This window comes from Enterobacter sp. 2VL, from assembly GCF_005503595.1.
Lineage (GTDB): Bacteria > Pseudomonadota > Gammaproteobacteria > Enterobacterales > Enterobacteriaceae > Enterobacter > Enterobacter cancerogenus.
This window is the reverse complement of sequence record NZ_SCNE01000002.1, coordinates 567,631-583,930: the sequence shown is the minus strand read 5'-3', so window position 1 is coordinate 583,930 and position 16,300 is coordinate 567,631. Positions and strand designations below refer to the sequence as shown.

Here is a 16,300-nt window from a genome sequence, read left to right as displayed (position 1 = left end):
GAGCGGTTTGTTCCCCTCACCCTAACCCTCTCCCCACAGGGGAGAGGGGACTGCCCGGTGCGGTCTTCTCCCTCGCCCCTGTGGGGAGAGGGCCGAGGTGAGGGGCAATATAAACTCAGTATGTAGGCCCGGTAAGCGTCGCGCCACCGGGCACCACACGGCTCAGGCGGTAACAGTCACGCTCTGGCCTTCAAAGCTCACGGTCTGGCCCGCAACGATTTTGCAGCGCTTGCGGGTTTCCACCACGCCATCGACCGTTACAAGTCCGTCGGCGATCACGATTTTGGCCTGTGCGCCGCTTTCGCTCCAGCCTTCCAGCTTCAGCAGATCGCACAGCTCAACGTGCGGGTGTTTACCTAATGAAAATGTCGCCATCTTACGCGTCCTCTACGTCGTGATACTCCTCGCAGGCCTGCAAGGTATTCTGAATTAATGTTGCTACGGTCATCGGGCCTACGCCGCCCGGAACTGGGGTAATGTATGACGCACGGGCTGCGGCATCTTCAAACACCACGTCGCCCACCACTTTGCCGCTTTCCAGTCGGTTAATCCCGACATCCACGACAATGGCGCCCTCTTTGATCCACTCACCCGGAATAAAGCCCGGCTTACCGACGGCCACGATCAGCAGGTCGGCATTTTCGACGTGATGGCGCAGATTTTTGGTGAAGCGGTGGGTCACGGTGGTGGTGCAGCCTGCCAGCAGCAGCTCCATGCTCATCGGACGGCCCACGATATTCGACGCGCCAATCACCACGGCGTTCAGGCCGTAGGTATCGATGTTATAACGCTCGAGAAGCGTCACGATACCGCGCGGGGTGCACGGGCGCAGGCGCGGGGCGCGCTGGCACAGGCGACCCACGTTGTACGGGTGGAAGCCGTCAACGTCTTTGTCCGGCGCGATACGCTCAAGCACTTTCACGTTGTCGATGCCCGCAGGCAGCGGCAGCTGCACCAGGATGCCGTCGATCGCTTTGTCGGCATTCAGGGTGTCGATAAGTTCCAGCAGTTCCGCTTCGCTGGTGGTCTCCGGCAGATCGTAAGAGCGCGAGACGAAGCCAACTTCTTCACACGCTTTGCGTTTGCTGCCGACATAAATCTGCGAGGCCGGGTTGCTGCCAACCAGCACAACGGCCAGCCCTGGCGCGCGAAGACCTGCCGCTTTACGCGCCATCACTTTTTCCGCGACCTCAGAGCGCACCTGCTGCGCAATCGTTTTACCGTCAATAATTTTTGCTGCCATCAGAGAGAGGATTCCGTCTGTAACGTTCAAAAGGGGGGATTGCCTGTATTTTGTCAGAAGCGAGCGCCGCTGTCAGTCACCCTTTGCGAGAATTCCCGATCCGCGAACAAAAGCCCTGATGACGACAGGGTCAATTTCTTAGGCGCGATTAGGATGTGACCTGGCGAAATGGCAGTGTTTTGACATGTTTTAATATTCGTTCCTCGGCTACTTTGTTTCCTCCGAAATAATCTTTCATTTGATTGATTGAGCATATTTCTTATTCCCGTTTTTGCGGGAAGGGTTATTTACATTTTAAAGGAATAGACATGAAACTTAGCAACATTGCTACGACCGTTATTGCTGCACTGGCCCTAATCGCGGGTGCCGCGCATGCAGAAGATACCACCACGCCAGTTTCCGTTAATGGCGGTACCGTGCATTTTAAAGGTGAATTAGTGAATGCGGCGTGTTCCGTAAATACCGATTCTTCCGAGCAGACGGTTAAACTCGGCCAGTACCGTACCGCGAAATTCACCAAAGTGGGTGACACCACCTCTAATATTCCTTTCACCATTGAGCTGAACGATTGCGATCCGCAGGTAGCGAAAACCGCTGCTGTTGCGTTCACCGGCCAAATCGATGCTACCGACAAAACCCTGCTGGCGGTGACATCCGGTAACAACGACAACTCCGCGAAAGGGGTAGGTATCGAAATCCTCGACAGCAAATCCACCACGCTGACCCCGGACGGTGCCACCTTCTCTGCGGCGCAGAACCTGATTGAAGGAACCAACATCCTGAACTTCACCGCGCGCTATAAAGCGACCGCCGCGGCGACCACGCCAGGCCAGGCGAACGCTGACGCCACCTTCGTGATGAAATACGAATAAGTCTTCTGCACAGGGATGTTACTGGCCTCAGGGAGGAGGCCCTCTAACGCTAACGGCGGGAATGAAGGATGAGAAGGACAGGGACACTGCTGTTAACCCTTGCGATGGCGCTGCCGGCATTCGCCCATACCGTCATCATCGACGGCGGCAAAGTGCACCTCAGAGGGGAGTTGGTCAACGGCGGTTGTGCCGTGGCACCCGACAGCCAGAATATGCGCGTAGACATGGGGCAGTATCGCACCAACGCCTTTTCCGGTGTCGGCAGTTACTCAACGGTGAATGTGCCTTTCACCGTGCGGCTGCTGGACTGCAGCGTGGATGTCTCCCGCATCGTGGGGATCCAGTTTCAGGGCGCGACCCCTGCTGAAGATCCGCAGGTTTTCCTGGCGACATCGCGGCCAGGCGAAGCCCCGATCAGCAGCGGTTTAGGGCTGGCCCTTTTCGACGAGCAACAGCGTCAGATTATCCCCAATGCAGCGGCGGTAAGCTGGCTGCCCATTAACACCAGTGAGCTGGCGTTTCATTTCAGCGCCCGCTACCGGGCTATTTCCGAACACCTCGTGCCAGGCAATATTCAGTCGGATGTCTGGTTTACGTTGATTTATCCCTAACGCCTGCGAACGCATAATTAAAGGTACGGTTGTGATGAACATCCTAATTAAACCAGGACTGATTTTATCTTTTATTTTAATGATGGTTTCCCCCTTCGCTCAGGCCTCCGGCGGTATTGCGCTCGGGGCTACGCGCGTTATTTATCCGGCGGATGCTAAACAGACGTCGCTGGCTATCACCAACAGTAATAAACAAGAGCGTTATTTAATTAACGCATGGGTTGAAAACGCCAGCGGGCAGAAAGAGAAGACCTTTGCCGTCACCCCGCCGCTGTTTGTCAGCGAGCCGAACAGTGAAAACACGCTGCGTATTATTTATGCCGGCCCGGCGCTGCCCGCAGACCGCGAGTCGCTCTTTTACATGAACGTCAAAGCCATTCCCTCGGTCAGTAAATCTCATCAGGATGGCAGCAACGTGCTGCAGCTGGCTATTTTGTCGCGCATCAAACTCTTCGTTCGCCCGGCTAACCTGGCGATGCCGCCGGAAGAGGCGCTCTCCCAACTGCGTTTTGAACGCGTCGGAAACCACCTGAAGGTCAGCAACGCCTCGCCGTACTACGTCACGCTGGTTAACCTCAGGCTGGGGGGAAAGACGCTGGATAACCTGATGATTGCCCCTAAAAATTCCGCGCAGCAGGTGTTGCCCGCAGCCGCAGGCGGGACGCTCTCCTGGCAGAGCGTGAATGATTACGGTGCGATTACCCCCGCGCGTAGCGTCAGTCTGTGAGCAGAGTCAGGGCGATGAACACTCAATGGCGTTACTGCCCGGTTGCACTGGCACTGATGACAACGCTCTGGCCGCACACCGGCTGGAGCGAAAGTTATTTCAACCCGGCATTTTTGTCCGACGACACCGCTAACGTGGCGGATTTGTCGCGCTTTGAGCAGGGTCACCAGCAGGCACCGGGCGTCTACCGCGTGGATATCTGGCGTAACGATGAGTTCATCGGCACGCAGGATGTTCGTTTTGAGCAGGCCGAGAACACGCCGCCCGTGGCGGGCGGACTGTCGGCGTGCATTACCCGCGCAATGCTCGATCGCTTTGGGGTTAACGTTGCCGCCTTCCCTGAGCTGGCTAACGTGCAGGGAGACACCTGTGTCCCGCTAACGACGGCGATTCCGGGCAGCGAAGCGGCGTTCAACTTTGCCTCACAGCGCCTCGACGTCAGCCTGCCGCAGGTGGCGATGCAGAACAGCGCGCGCGGGTACATTCCGCCAGATCAGTGGGACGAGGGGATCCCCGCCGCGCTGGTGAACTACAGCTTTACCGGCAACCGGGGAAGCGACGATGACAGCTACTACCTGAACCTGCAAAGCGGGCTGAATTACGGTGCCTGGCGCTTGCGTAACAACGGCGCGTGGCGCTACACCCAAAGCAACGGCCAGCGCCGCAGTGACTGGCAAAATATCGGCACCTGGGCGCAGCGCACGGTCATTCCTCTCAAAAGCGAGCTGGTGCTGGGCGACAGCAATACCGGCAACGATGTGTTCGACAGCCTCGGTTTCCGCGGCGGGCGGTTGTACTCCTCCGACAGCATGTATCCGGACAGCCTGCAGGGCTACGCGCCAACCGTGCGCGGTATCGCCCGTACCCCCGCCAAAGTGGTGATCCGCCAGAACGGCTACGTCATCTACCAAAGCTACGTGCAGCCGGGCGCGTTTGCCATTACCGACCTGAACCCGACATCATCCAGCGGTGACCTTGAGGTCACAGTTGAGGAGAAAGACGGCAGCAACCAGCGCTATACCGTGCCGTACTCCACCGTACCGCTGCTGCAGCGCGAAGGACGCTGGAAATACGATCTGGTGGCGGGGGATTACCGCAGCGGCAACAGCCAGCAGGATACGCCGTTCTTCACCCAGGGTACGCTGATTGCGGGGCTGAATGAGGGCTATACGCTGTACGGCGGCACGCAGCTGGCATCGCGTTACACCGCGCTGGCTATCGGCGCGGGGAAAAACCTGGGCGACTGGGGGGCGGTCTCGCTCGATCTCACCCACGCCCGCAGCCAACTGGCGGACGACAGTCGCCACGAAGGGCAGTCCCTGCGTTTCCTGTATGCGAAATCCTTAAACGGCTTCGGCACCAACTTCCAGCTGCTGGGCTATCGCTACTCAACCAAAGGCTTCTACACCCTGGACGACGTAGCCTGGCGCTCCATGGAGGGCTATCAGTACGGCGACAGCAAAGACAACGACGGCGTGCCGGATGTGCAGAGCTATCACAACCTGACGTGGAATAAAAAAGGGCGCTTCCAGCTCAATATCTCTCAGTCGCTGGGGGACTATGGCTCGCTTTATGTCTCCGGCAGCGAGCAAACCTACTGGGGCACCGATCAGTCGAACCTCTGGTATCAGCTCGGCTACTCGGGCGGGATGAAGGGCGTGAGCTACTCCGTCTCCTGGTCGTGGAATAAGGCCGTCGGTATCGACGGGACGGACCGCATCGCCTCGTTTAACGTTTCTGTGCCGTTCAGCCTCTTTACCCGCCACGGCTATCGCCGCGATAGCGCACTAGACCGCGCTTACGCCACGGCGTCTGCCAGCCGCAATAGCGACGGCGATACCAGCTGGCAAACCGGGATCAGCGGAACCTTACTCAAGGATCGCAACCTCAACTACAGCGTGAGCCAGGGCCACACCAGCCATAACGGCTCAAGCGGTAGCGCCAGCGCGAACTGGCAGGCGACCTACGGCACGCTGGGCGTTGGCTACAACTACGCCCGCGACCAGCACGACCTCAACTGGCAGCTGTCGGGCGGCGTGGTCGGGCATGCCGATGGGGTGACCTTCAGCCAGCCGCTGGGCGACACCAACGTGCTGATCAAAGCGCCGGGTGCGACGGGCGTCAGCGTGGAGAACCAGACCGGGGTCAAAACCGACTGGCGCGGCTACGCGGTCATGCCGTACGCCACCGTCTACCGCTATAACCGCGTGGCGCTGGACGTCAACTCCATGAGCAACAACACCGACATCGAAAACAACGTGTCGAGCGTGGTGCCGACCAAAGGCGCGCTGGTCCGCGCCAGCTTCGATACCCGCATCGGCGTGCGCGCCTTGCTGACCGTGAAGCGCAACGGCCAGCCGGTACCGTTTGGTGCCGTGGTGCGCGAAACGCAAAGCGGCGTGACCAGCATGGTCGGCGATGACGGGCAAATTTACTTAAGCGGCCTCCCGCTCCAGGGACAATTGCTCATTCAGTGGGGCAACGGCGCAAGCATGCAGTGCCGGGCGTCTTACAGCCTGCCGGAAGAGAGCCTGCAACAGGCGATTGCACAACAGGAGATCTCTTGTGATCGATAAACGAACTATTCGCCGCGGCCTGCTGGCGCTCGTGCTGGTAAGCCTTCCGGCTACACACGCGCTGGCGACGGTGTGTGTAAATGAAAACGGTGTGCCGACGGATATTTTTTACGACCTGACCGATACCTTTAACAGCTCAAATAACCAGGTGGGTCAGATCGTCACGCTGGGTCAAAAATCGCAGTGGGTAGGGGTAAACGCGGTGTGTCCTAAAGGCACGACGGGCACCACGACCAAGCGCAGCTATGTGACCCGATTCACCCCGACCTCGACCATTGATGGCTACAAGTATCTTAAGCTGAATGACTACCTCGACGGCGCGATGAAGATAACCGACAGCTATGCCGGGGCCTTTTATCCCCCGCAAAATTTTATCCAGATGGGCAGCCACCCTAATGTGGCTAAAAATAAGCCGTTTCCGGTAAAGGACTCCAACCTGGTGTTCCGGCTCAAGGTGACGCGCCGCTTCATCAATATGGTGGAGATCCCGCGTGAGACGATGTTCAGCGTTTACGTCACGACATCGTCATCGGACCCCATCAACGGTACGCCGGTCTACACCATCAGCTACAGCGGTACCATTCAGGTGCCGCAGAGCTGCGCCATTAACGCAGGGCAGATTGTGGAATTCGACTTCGGCGATATTGGCGCGTCGCTGTTCAGCCAGGCGGGGGCAGGCAACCGGCCGCAAAAGGTTTCGCCCCAGAGCAAAACCGTTGCCATTAAATGCACCAACGTTGAGGCGAACGCCTACCTGACGATGCGTATCGAAGCGGATAGCGGCAGCGTGAACGGTAATATGCTGGTGTCCGACAACAAGGACGTGGGGTTTATCATTGCCAACGACAGCGGTACGCCATTAACGCCTAACAGCCTGAGCAGCAAAATTCCGTTCCGTCTGGACGACAACGCGCAGGCGCAGGTGGGGATCCGCGCCTGGCCGGTAAGCGTGACGGGCAATAAGCCGGCGGAAGGCCGCTTCACCTCGCGCGGTTATCTGCGCGTGGATTACGATTAAGGAGGCGTGATGCGGAGTGTCACCCGATATGCGGCAGCGGCAGCGCTGCTGATGTTCCACGCCAGTGCAGGGGCAAACACGGCGCTGGGGGAAATTAACATCCAGCTTTACGGCAATATCGTCGATTTCACCTGCGTGGCGGAGGGCAGCGACAGCGACAAAACTGTGCCGCTTGGCACCTGGCCGACCAAACAGCTCCGAACCACCGGCAGCCGCACGCAGCCAATGCCGTTTACGCTGAAGTTGACCGGTTGCCCGCCGGGGGCGGCGTCCATAACCTTTTCGGGCAAAGCGGACGGGAGTGACAACAGCCTGCTGGGGTTAAACGAGGCGAGTGATGCCACACATGTCGCGGTGGAGATCCGCGATCGGGATAAAACGCGCCTGGCGCTGGAGCAGGCCAGCCAGCCTGTTAGTGTGGATGCGCTGGGAAATGCTGAGCTGGCGTTCTATGCCAATTATATTGCCACGGCCGATAATCCCCAGCCCGGTCGGGCGGATGCCGATGCGACCTTTATGATTAATTATAATTAGCGCTGACCGCACTCCCTGCAACTCACATAAGTTGCAGGGAGTGAATTCAGGTTACAGCAATTCGTGCGCTTTCGCGTAATCAATTAACTCAACAATACTTTGCACGCCCAGCTTGGAATAGATATTGGATTTGTGGGCGCTTATTGTTTTGTTGCTTAATAATAACTGCTCGGCAATCTCCTTATTCGATAATCCATTCGCCAGATAACGAAGTACCGTCACCTCACGATTTGATAATGGCATATCCACGGCAGCGCCGGTGCGCGAGCCCAAATGATTTATAAAGCTCAACGTCTCTGAAGGGAAAAACGAATAGCCGTTGAGGATCATTTCCACCGCGTTGTAAATCTCACCTAAGTCTTTTCGTTTACTGACAAAACCGTTTGCTCCGGCGCGAATGGCGCGACCGGCATAAAAGGCCTCGGATTTGGACGAGAGAAAAAGCACTTTGATGTTTTTGTTTAAGTTCCTGATTCTCTTAAGTAATGCGAAACCATCTGTCCCTGTAAGCTCAATGTCGAGGATCACCAGATCGATATCATGGTTACGCACGCAGTCCAGCACTTCATGGCTGTCTCCTGATTTGAGTTTGATGATGATATTACTATTCTTCTGTAGCAGGACTTCTATCGACATTCTGACGATAGGGTGTTCGTCCATAATGATAACGGATGCCGGTTTCATTTTTTATGCCTCAGATTGTTAAAAGCGTTATGCTGAGTTTTGCTAAAACTCTCGAAAAGCCGGAAGGATAAGTGTGCAGATCCTTATACGGTAGTATTTCCCTGGAAAGAGCGAAAGCATCCTTGTTAACGTAGTAGAAGAACAATTCCTCCGTGTCGGTATCTCATTTAATGGATAATGGCAAAGAGGTTTTTCTTATTCATATTTGAAACGCGTCCTATTATACCGTGTAAGTTTTCTCCGAAAAGCCTGTAAATTAATTCCGGCATATTGATGGATATTATGTTCTGGAGAGCAAGGCCAGAGATTTTAATTTTAGCGGAAATGTCCTGTTATTCCCTTTACTGCAATTTTTCATCTGTATGTAATAACAAAAAATAAAAGATACCACTATATGTTGATCGTTTGTTAAATTATCAGGTTAAAAAACAGACCCCCTCCCGCCTCCGTCAAACTCAGATTTCTTCACTTTCTGCACCGCTTACCTTCATTTGAAATAGCGAACGCCACGCCCGTAATCACGGCGCAGGGCGCAGCAGGATCTGCTGATTTGTTAATCTCCGGCTCTCCCGGTATTACGCTAAGCTGCTTGTTTTTACATCATTATCAACTTTTTAACGTTATATCGAATAGGTTAACGCATGGATTAAAATGCTCCTGTTTAACATTTTGGCAGTATTTAACAGTGTTTAAAGGCGTAGATTAGGAATAGTTGTAATTATTGCTCAATAGTTAAAATTAAACATTTTATTAACATGTGTGTTAAGTACTTTCTTAAAGGTCTTTAGGAATGAAGAGCTTAGTGCGTCAGTTAATAGTAACGTTTGTGAGGTTGTTAAGAAGATGCAAAAGCTGCTGACGGTGATTTAACCCCAGTTTTGTCAGGATGCAGCTGAGACGATAAACAATGCGGCTGTAAGGGCGATTGTGCAGGAGTGCAATCTGGCGCAGCGAAAGACCTCGCGCGAGATCCTGCAGCAGGGGCCATTCACTGCGGGAAAACCACTCTTTCTTGCTGCCGGAGAGCGGGGAAGGCTCCAGTAATTGTTTGTGCAGGGCGGTAAGCGAGAGCTGACGTTCCAGAATGTGAAAAGGGCCGGCGGCCTGGCAAAACAGACGGGCATCGTAATCATCAGCGCGGATCAGCAGGTACGGCTTAATAAAAGGCGGGTAGAGGCTCAGCCTGCGCAACGGGTCCAGTCTGTCGATAAGCGTCGAGGTTTGGCTATAAATATCCACGACCAGGCGTGCGGAAGGCCAAAGATGAAGCGCGTTCAGCGCTGCGTCCAGCGTGGTGTACTCACAGCAGTTGCTCACAGGAGACTGGCCGTGCAGAAACCCCGCGCGCAGAAAGTTATCCTCGGTGACCAGAAGCATAAAAGGGGCGTCAGTTTTGCGAGCCTGATGAATAGACTGACTCAAAAATTCGAGGCGATCGAAAAAGGGGGGAGCAAAAGGTGAGAGCGTAAATCCCAGTGAATCACTTCCTGTCCGACGACGCCTGTAGCGGCGTACTGTCATTCGCATAGCATCCCTCTCGGCGATGACCGCTTAGTCCTCCGGCCATTTCCAGGACGGCCAGCGATACCCCTGACCGAATCTCGCGCCTGCCTGTAATGCACATGCTTGATCCCTGTCTGTCTCAATCCCTTCGATAAGCACGTTGGCGGCAAGCTGCGAACACTGTGCCACCAGCGCGGCCAGCGCGGGCTTTTCCCGAAGCCGCCAGAAGGCGAATTTATCGATTTTGACGCCCTGCAACGGTAGCCGACAGGATAAAAATGACCGGACTAACGCTTCATCAACGTCATCCAGCCAAATGCGGTGGCCTAGACGCCTCAGCCGCTGCAGGCGTCGGCGGACATTCTCACGTTGCGGATCCGACAGCGTGAGGACGGTTGCCGGGTCGACGATCTCGATATTCAGGGGCGGACATCCCAGCGCGAGTAAACGCTGATATGTTTCTGCCACGGTTATGACACTTATCGGCAAATTGACGAAAAGATTGTGACAGCCGACCGCGTTTTTTAGCGCCGTCAGCTGCGCTTCCAGCAGCATAAGCGACTGCTCTGCGGTTTGATCGCGAAAAAAGGACTCATTTTGCCGGTCTTCCGCCAGTATGCTGAGCACCTCAGCGCCGACCTGACGCGAAGAAGAGAGGGCAACAACAGGCTCAAGCTTGATGCCGATGATGCAGTGGGAAAGAGGCTGAAAGCAGGAAGGGTTACGTACCGGGTTTTGCGTTGTCACTCCATTGTCCTGTTCTCTGCCTGCCACCCTGTGGCCGTGATACTGATGAACAGTGTGACGAGGTGAGGCAGTGGAAAACAGCGGGCGTTACTTAATTGCGGCCAGGACTTTTCGCAGTGATAAAAGGGGCGAAGCGCGGAGGGAAATGTTGAAAAAACAGCCTTATTTACAAACCACTACGGGTTATCGGCGGATATGAGGGAAAAGGCATTGACTCACCTGCCATTGACCGTATAATTCCACGCGTTTCACCACCACGACGTGCACGCGTCTCCGTGCGCCCTTAGCTCAGTTGGATAGAGCAACGGCCTTCTAAGCCGTAGGTCGTAGGTTCGAATCCTACAGGGCGTACCATTCTCACTCAGCATTTTCCCCCTTACACCGTCTCTGCCGCCCGGCTGACCAAACTCACCAGCTCATCTATTTGCACCGGTTTGCAGAAGTAATAGCCTTGCAGGTAATCACAATTTTTTACGCGCAGATAATCGGCCTGAGCCTGCGTCTCGACCCCTTCCGCAATGATCCGCAGATCCATATTTTTAGCCAGATTGATGAGGCTATCCAGAAGGCGGGTGTCGCCGTTCTCGCGGACCTGACCGACGAACAGTTTGTCGATCTTGATGAACTCCGGTTGCAGGGCGTGGATGTATGACAGGTTCGAATAGCCCGTGCCGAAGTCATCCAGCGCGATAGCGATACGGGACTGTCGCAGCGTGGCAAACCACTCGCTTAGCTGCGGGGTGAAATGCAGCGGATGCCTTTCGGTGATCTCAACCACCACCTGCACTTGGCTGGCGGCGAGGGCATTTAACAGATCGAGCGAATCCGTTTTGAAATGCGGGTCGAGGCAGTTATGCGGGCTGAGATTAAGGCTGATGTAAAGCCCCTCAGGGAAGAGAGGGATCGGCTGGCGAAGCTCGGCAATGACCTGCTGGATCAGATAATGGGTCAGAGGGGCAATCAGATCATGCTCCTCCGCCAGCGGGATAAAAATGTCCGGCGCAACGTTGCCGTACAGCGGGTGCCGCCAGCGGGCCAGCACTTCTACGCCCGCGATGTTGCCCGTCTGGCTGTCGAAGAAAGGCTGATAAACCGGCACGATCTGGCGCTGATGAATGGCGACGCTCAGCGCTTTCTCGGGCGCCGGAGGAAAAAGTCGGGCCAGCAGCGTGCTGACCCCGGAGAGCAGGGTAGAGGGTGATTTAGTTACGGTAGTCATGGTGGCCTTCAATGCGCGGTTGCCCTCAGGGCAACCGCGCGGGAGTTATCAAAATTTGACCCAGTCGTCCTGGTCGCTGGCTGCGGGACGTTTCATCGTGGTCGCGGTGGCGGTACTGGCGCCATTTACCCGGCGTTTTTCCGCATGCCCGGCGTTATCTTTCGAGACGCGGAAAATCGACACCACTTTCTCCAGCTGTACGGCCTGGTCTTCCAGCGAACTTGCCGCCGCGGAGGATTCTTCCACCAATGCAGCGTTCTGCTGCGTGGTGGTGTCCATCTCCGCCATGGCTTGTGCAATCTGCGAAATACCGCGGCTTTGCTCATCGGTGGCGGCGGCGATTTCGCTCATGATGTCGCGCACCTGCGCCACGGAGGTCTCAATGCGCGACATGGCATCGCCCGCGCTTTCTACCAGGTTAAAGCCAGTATCGACGTGCACCACCGACTCGTGGATCAGGTTTTCAATCTCTTTGGCCGACTGCGCGCTGCGCTGGGCGAGCGTGCGCACTTCGGCTGCCACCACCGCAAAGCCTTTGCCCTGATCGCCCGCGCGAGCGGCTTCCACAGCGGCATTCAGCGCCAGGATGTTGGTCTGGAAAGCGATGCTGTTGATCACGGTGGTAATCTCAGAAATACGGTGCGAACTGCTGCGCACGTTTTTCATGGTATCGATCACCTTTTGTGAGATGGCGCTGCCTTCGGTCGCATTTTGCGATGCTTCATCAGCCAGCAGCCGCGCGTGGTTGGCATTTTCCGCGTTAAGCGCGACGGTCGAGGTCAACTCCTCCATGCTGGCGGCGGTTTCCACCACGGCCGCGGATTGTTGCTCGGTGCGCGCCGAAAGATCCATATTGCCGGCCGCGATTTCCGACGAAGAACGCGCTACGCTATCCACTCCATCCCGAACGTCGTTAATGATGTTTTTCAGGTTGGTGTTCATGGTATCAACCGCCTGCATCAGCAGGCCCGGTTCGTCACGACGTGTGCTGGTCAGGGTGCTGGTCAGGTCGCCTTTGGCAATCTGCTCTGCCACGCGCAGGGTTTCGTTCAGCGGACGCGTAATCGAGCGGGTAATGGCGAGAGCCAACAGCATACCTAGCGCGATCCCAATGGCTGCGACCAGGACCATCTGCATCTGAATATGATCGACGGTATCAAACACTTTCTGCTGCTGACGGGTGAACATCGTCTGTATAGCCTGCGTTAACGTAGCGGCCTTCAGGTTCAGTTCATCCGACAAAGTAGATTGATCCGACCAGACGTCTTTATAGTGATCCAGTTCGCCACCGATACGCTTCGTATCCGAAAGACTGGCGAGTAACCAGGCTTTCTGCTCTTCAGGCACGAACGGCATCAGCTGTTCAGCGTCGTTTTTAGCGCTTTGGAGGCGTGAAACGATCTCCTGCTTAAGCCCATCACTCGGATGCTGTTTGAACAGCGTCACCTGCGAATCGATATCGCTCATGGTGAAGGCCACCTGAGCAGCCGTCAGCGCCTGCTGCGGCGGGAGGATACCGTTGCGGCTCAGGGCAGAGGCAAGCCCTGAGTTATCGCACAGGCTTTGGGTGTTGAGCTTCGCCTCGCTCGCCTTCTTTTCAACCAGCGCTTTCGTAAACAGTGACAGCGTCTCAACGTAGCTGTTTACGGCGTTGGCGGTGTTATCAACGGTCGATTTACCGTCGGCCGTCCAGTCGTACTTTTCCAGCTGAGCAACCGTCGCCTGCATGCTCTGCGCGGCGGCGTTGGTCTGGTCGAGATATTTTTGATCCAGCGTATATTGATAGCTGGTCCGGTTGAGGCGCACGGCCGACAAGGCGTTAAAGAGATCCGTGGTATGCCCGTTTTTTTCTACCTTGTCCTGGACGTTAAACAAGCCAAATAATCCGGTGGTCAGAATGGCTGCTGTGATCAGCAGGACAGCGGAGAATCCGAAGAATAATTTTTTACTGACTTTTAAATTAATAAAGCTATTTAATATCTTCATATGTTTTTTCCAGCGTCGGTTATAACCGAACAACAGTGCTATCATCACCAGCATTAATGGGGGTAATTTATAATTATGAGGGAGTAAGATAAAAAAATGCCCCTCACACTTGCGTGTTCAGGGCAAACACCTGAAGTGACATCACTCATTCAGGGTATCTGTCTTCTCCTCTTTTTTAACAGAGTGAGCCGGGAGTTCGCTCATTCTGTAATAAACGGGGATTACATCAGGGTAATTAACGATGTAACCGCACCCTTTAATATTGCGAATAAAGTCGTCTGGCAGGCCAAGCAGGCGTAGCTTATTATTGAGATTGTGCAGAACCTGCCATAATCGCTGTGTGGAGGGGCTGAGATTATGCGCCTCCCAGATTTCTTCAAAAAGTTCTTCTTTGCTGACCGGTTTCTCTCTGCCATTTTGCAGCAGATACAGAAACAGTCGTAACATCGTTTCGTTAAAATAGATTGATGCGAAAGCGATGCTCTTCTCGGTATGACTGCCCGTAAGCCGGTATAGCCTGCGGTTGGCAATGTCGAAATGAATTTCATCACCAATCATAAATCCGTATAGACGATAGCCCATATCATATACCTGTATTAAATGAAGACGAGCACGCACTCCTACATATAAGTGTCGAAATTATCCATACCGTTTGTGTGGAGGATTATATGGCTGCTATGAATGCTTTCCAATACACAACCCTATGCGCTATGTAAAACCAACGGGAAGCCCCTCTGTCATAGAGTATTTGTCGAGATAAGTCATATTTTTGGTGCAATATTCTAATTAATGGCTTTGTGGCGTTGTTTTGGCCTAAAATTGCATATCCGATCTACGCCTCAAGATTTAAATGCATATTTTGACTTATACATAGCATATTTCTCTGTCGTGGCCTGCCGTAAAAGCCCGCTGCGACAGGTTTAATTCCATGACCCTGACATTACGGTTTCGCGGCAAAAAACAGGAGTGAAGTTAAATGATTTATACTGATTCAGGAGAGGGCGCCCGGTGCGCTGAAAAACGAAACAGCCGCGCGCTATAAAATGCAGTTTGTTGATTAATAACAATTAAATTCTGAATCAGATAATTCTAACGGAAAGGGCAACATAACGTTGATGAATGTATCGCACGTTTTTTTACCCGTTGTGGGGTCGCCATGAGGCCAGTTTTTCTGATCAATGGCTCGGTGCTGTTTGAGCCAGACAAACGTCGGCTTGGCCCGCGTGATGGCTATCCCAATCGCGCGGTGCTGCTGCACGGCCCGGTCAGTGAGTGCCTGCTCCTGCTGCTGGAACACAACGGCGATGTCCTGACACAGCGTTATCTGTTTTCGGCGGTGTGGGAAAAGCAGGGGGCGATTGTCACCACTAATGCGCTCTACCAGACGATTGCCTCCATCCGTAAGGCGCTTAAATCCGTGGGCCTGGCAGAAAATATCGTCCAGACCGTGCCAAAGGAGGGATTTAAGGCAGTTGCAGATCTGCAGTCCGGTACGCTCGAAGAGTTTATTTTGCCTGCTGTATCGGCCCCGAAAGACGGCCAGCCTGAGGAAGAAAAGGCGTATTTACCCGCACCCGTTGTGCGCCCGCGCAAAAACCTGTTTTCATCCAAATTAGCCTACGGCATTGCCGCGCTTCTTTTTCTGATGAGCGGTTTCGTGCTCTATCAGCAATTAAAACCGGGTGATGCGCCGTTTGCAGACTATCATTTTATCGGCAACGTCGAGGGGTGTGACGTATATTCCTCACTGCATGACAAAATGCAAAGCCAGAATAAATTCACCTCGCTGGTTAAACGCTACCCGGTTCAGTGCAGCGCCGGAGGGCGGGTTTATATCACACTCAATCATTATCAGCAGGGCACGTCGGTAATTGTCTGCGATAAAATGGCTGAGGCGGCAGGGGCACAGTGTGAATCGATATTGTACCGGGAGCAATATTATGAAAATGACTAACCTCACCGCGCGCTGGTTGGCCATTATGCTGGCGATTGTTGCCCCGCTGCTTTATGCAGGTTATTTGCATTATCAGCAGAATAACTTTTCCTGTGAGGGGCATTTAATTATCGTGGAAAACAGCGCATGGGTAGACACCGTGATGACGTTTTCTTTTCATAATGGTACGGGCGATTATGATTCCACGGGAGAATACCGGCAGGCAGGGCAGGCCCCAATAACCGTCAGTAATAAAGTGGCTTTCCGTTTCTGGCGTGAAGATGGACGCGTTATCCTTATCTCCAGCGATACGAATGAATTACCGAAAAAAGACGAAGCCTATCGTCATTATATCCCCGATTTCTTCCATCACCGCGATCGCGGCATTAGTCTGGAAATTGTTCCGATGAATGCCTCCAGCTATCTCTTTCGTTTCGGCAACTCGCCGGCGTTTTACTGCACAAAAAACTGAGGGGGAATACCCCTCATCCCGGCGTTCCTTTTAATTGAAGACGTTACGCAGATTTACACTTGATCATAAAAGTATAATGAGTATAGTTCTCATTCTCTTTAGTGTTTGCGGGCGCAGACGGACTCTTCCCGCATAAACAGTGAGCAGGCCTCACACGGAACACTGAGTACAACGG

Annotated in this window: 16 protein-coding genes and 1 tRNA gene; 9 read left to right on the top strand and 8 right to left on the bottom strand. The window is 54.2% G+C overall.

All coding sequences use genetic code 11. The annotated features are described in order from the left end of the window. Positions 1 to 162: 162 nt before the first annotated feature. Positions 163 to 375, bottom strand: coding sequence for a ribosome-associated protein YbcJ (gene ybcJ / locus FFS28_RS07170; RefSeq protein ID WP_088207804.1), 213 nt, complete (start codon positions 373 to 375; stop codon positions 163 to 165). A 1-nt stretch (position 376) separates the two neighbouring features. Further along, positions 377 to 1,243, bottom strand: a complete 867-nt coding sequence (folD, locus tag FFS28_RS07165; protein ID WP_058609965.1) for a bifunctional methylenetetrahydrofolate dehydrogenase/methenyltetrahydrofolate cyclohydrolase FolD — start codon at positions 1,241 to 1,243, stop codon at positions 377 to 379. Positions 1,244 to 1,551: 308 nt separating this feature from the next. On the opposite strand from folD, the gene fimA reads away from it, so the two are divergent. The 6 genes from fimA (at position 1,552) to sfmF (ending at position 7,581) form a co-directional block, all read left to right on the top strand. Next, positions 1,552 to 2,115, top strand: a complete 564-nt coding sequence (fimA, locus tag FFS28_RS07160; RefSeq protein WP_137849165.1) for a type 1 fimbrial major subunit FimA — start codon at positions 1,552 to 1,554, stop codon at positions 2,113 to 2,115. Positions 2,116 to 2,183: 68 nt separating this feature from the next. Continuing rightward, complete coding sequence (fimI, locus tag FFS28_RS07155) at positions 2,184 to 2,726, top strand: type 1 fimbrial protein subunit FimI (protein ID WP_006176988.1); 543 nt, start codon at positions 2,184 to 2,186, stop codon at positions 2,724 to 2,726. 34 nt (positions 2,727 to 2,760) lie between these two features. Then, positions 2,761 to 3,453, top strand: coding sequence for a type 1 fimbria chaperone FimC (fimC, locus tag FFS28_RS07150; RefSeq protein ID WP_137849164.1), 693 nt, complete (start codon positions 2,761 to 2,763; stop codon positions 3,451 to 3,453). Between the two features lie 14 nt (positions 3,454 to 3,467). Continuing rightward, the gene (locus tag FFS28_RS07145; RefSeq protein ID WP_137849163.1) at positions 3,468 to 6,029 is read left to right on the top strand and encodes a fimbrial biogenesis usher protein; all 2,562 of its coding nucleotides are present in this window, start codon (positions 3,468 to 3,470) and stop codon (positions 6,027 to 6,029) included. Positions 6,030 to 6,036: 7 nt separating this feature from the next. Continuing rightward, the gene (gene fimH, locus FFS28_RS07140) at positions 6,037 to 7,047 is read left to right on the top strand and encodes a type 1 fimbria D-mannose specific adhesin FimH (protein ID WP_390881727.1); all 1,011 of its coding nucleotides are present in this window, start codon (positions 6,037 to 6,039) and stop codon (positions 7,045 to 7,047) included. Positions 7,048 to 7,056: 9 nt separating this feature from the next. Further along, a complete protein-coding gene (gene sfmF / locus FFS28_RS07135; protein WP_137849162.1) occupies positions 7,057 to 7,581 on the top strand; it encodes a fimbria assembly protein in 525 nt (174 codons plus the stop codon). 51 nt (positions 7,582 to 7,632) lie between these two features. Here sfmF and fimZ read toward each other — a convergent pair whose 3' ends face one another. The 3 genes from fimZ to FFS28_RS07120 all read right to left on the bottom strand — a co-directional run bounded on the left by fimZ (position 7,633) and on the right by FFS28_RS07120 (position 10,515). Next, the gene (gene fimZ, locus FFS28_RS07130) at positions 7,633 to 8,265 is read right to left on the bottom strand and encodes a fimbria biosynthesis transcriptional regulator FimZ (protein ID WP_137849161.1); all 633 of its coding nucleotides are present in this window, start codon (positions 8,263 to 8,265) and stop codon (positions 7,633 to 7,635) included. 807 nt (positions 8,266 to 9,072) lie between these two features. Beyond that, the gene (locus FFS28_RS07125) at positions 9,073 to 9,792 is read right to left on the bottom strand and encodes a helix-turn-helix transcriptional regulator (RefSeq protein ID WP_137849160.1); all 720 of its coding nucleotides are present in this window, start codon (positions 9,790 to 9,792) and stop codon (positions 9,073 to 9,075) included. 24 nt (positions 9,793 to 9,816) lie between these two features. Then, complete coding sequence (locus FFS28_RS07120) at positions 9,817 to 10,515, bottom strand: EAL domain-containing protein (protein WP_137849159.1); 699 nt, start codon at positions 10,513 to 10,515, stop codon at positions 9,817 to 9,819. 277 nt (positions 10,516 to 10,792) lie between these two features. Here FFS28_RS07120 and FFS28_RS07115 point away from each other — a divergent pair. Continuing rightward, a tRNA-Arg gene (locus tag FFS28_RS07115) sits at positions 10,793 to 10,869 on the top strand. 22 nt (positions 10,870 to 10,891) lie between these two features. Here the strand turns inward: FFS28_RS07115 and FFS28_RS07110 are convergent. The 3 genes from FFS28_RS07110 to FFS28_RS07100 all read right to left on the bottom strand — a co-directional run bounded on the left by FFS28_RS07110 (position 10,892) and on the right by FFS28_RS07100 (position 14,302). Then, positions 10,892 to 11,734, bottom strand: coding sequence for an EAL domain-containing protein (locus FFS28_RS07110; RefSeq protein WP_137849158.1), 843 nt, complete (start codon positions 11,732 to 11,734; stop codon positions 10,892 to 10,894). A 48-nt stretch (positions 11,735 to 11,782) separates the two neighbouring features. After that, positions 11,783 to 13,720 carry a methyl-accepting chemotaxis protein gene (locus tag FFS28_RS07105; RefSeq protein WP_249357428.1) on the bottom strand — a complete coding sequence of 646 codons (1,938 nt, stop codon included), beginning with the start codon at positions 13,718 to 13,720 and terminating at the stop codon, positions 11,783 to 11,785. Between the two features lie 141 nt (positions 13,721 to 13,861). Next, positions 13,862 to 14,302, bottom strand: a complete 441-nt coding sequence (locus FFS28_RS07100; protein WP_137849156.1) for a winged helix-turn-helix domain-containing protein — start codon at positions 14,300 to 14,302, stop codon at positions 13,862 to 13,864. Between the two features lie 574 nt (positions 14,303 to 14,876). On the opposite strand from FFS28_RS07100, the gene FFS28_RS07095 reads away from it, so the two are divergent. Together FFS28_RS07095 and FFS28_RS07090 are read left to right on the top strand one after the other, a co-directional pair. Beyond that, entirely contained in the window at positions 14,877 to 15,674 is a 798-nt protein-coding gene (locus tag FFS28_RS07095; protein ID WP_137849155.1) for a winged helix-turn-helix domain-containing protein, read from the top strand. Then, complete coding sequence (locus FFS28_RS07090) at positions 15,661 to 16,125, top strand: YqeJ family protein (RefSeq protein ID WP_137849154.1); 465 nt, start codon at positions 15,661 to 15,663, stop codon at positions 16,123 to 16,125. The genes FFS28_RS07095 and FFS28_RS07090 overlap by 14 nt, the downstream gene beginning before the upstream one ends. Positions 16,126 to 16,300 lie beyond the last annotated feature (175 nt).

Coding starts and splice junctions, on each gene's coding strand:
- ybcJ (WP_088207804.1), bottom strand. CDS start 375: ATGGCGACATTTTCATTAGGTAAACACCCGCACGTTGAGCTGTGCGAT.
- folD (WP_058609965.1), bottom strand. CDS start 1,243: ATGGCAGCAAAAATTATTGACGGTAAAACGATTGCGCAGCAGGTGCGC.
- fimA (WP_137849165.1), top strand. CDS start 1,552: ATGAAACTTAGCAACATTGCTACGACCGTTATTGCTGCACTGGCCCTA.
- fimI (WP_006176988.1), top strand. CDS start 2,184: ATGAGAAGGACAGGGACACTGCTGTTAACCCTTGCGATGGCGCTGCCG.
- fimC (WP_137849164.1), top strand. CDS start 2,761: ATGAACATCCTAATTAAACCAGGACTGATTTTATCTTTTATTTTAATG.
- FFS28_RS07145 (WP_137849163.1), top strand. CDS start 3,468: ATGAACACTCAATGGCGTTACTGCCCGGTTGCACTGGCACTGATGACA.
- sfmF (WP_137849162.1), top strand. CDS start 7,057: ATGCGGAGTGTCACCCGATATGCGGCAGCGGCAGCGCTGCTGATGTTC.
- fimZ (WP_137849161.1), bottom strand. CDS start 8,265: ATGAAACCGGCATCCGTTATCATTATGGACGAACACCCTATCGTCAGA.
- FFS28_RS07125 (WP_137849160.1), bottom strand. CDS start 9,792: ATGCGAATGACAGTACGCCGCTACAGGCGTCGTCGGACAGGAAGTGAT.
- FFS28_RS07110 (WP_137849158.1), bottom strand. CDS start 11,734: ATGACTACCGTAACTAAATCACCCTCTACCCTGCTCTCCGGGGTCAGC.
- FFS28_RS07105 (WP_249357428.1), bottom strand. CDS start 13,720: ATGAAGATATTAAATAGCTTTATTAATTTAAAAGTCAGTAAAAAATTA.
- FFS28_RS07100 (WP_137849156.1), bottom strand. CDS start 14,302: ATGGGCTATCGTCTATACGGATTTATGATTGGTGATGAAATTCATTTC.
- FFS28_RS07095 (WP_137849155.1), top strand. CDS start 14,877: ATGAGGCCAGTTTTTCTGATCAATGGCTCGGTGCTGTTTGAGCCAGAC.
- FFS28_RS07090 (WP_137849154.1), top strand. CDS start 15,661: ATGAAAATGACTAACCTCACCGCGCGCTGGTTGGCCATTATGCTGGCG.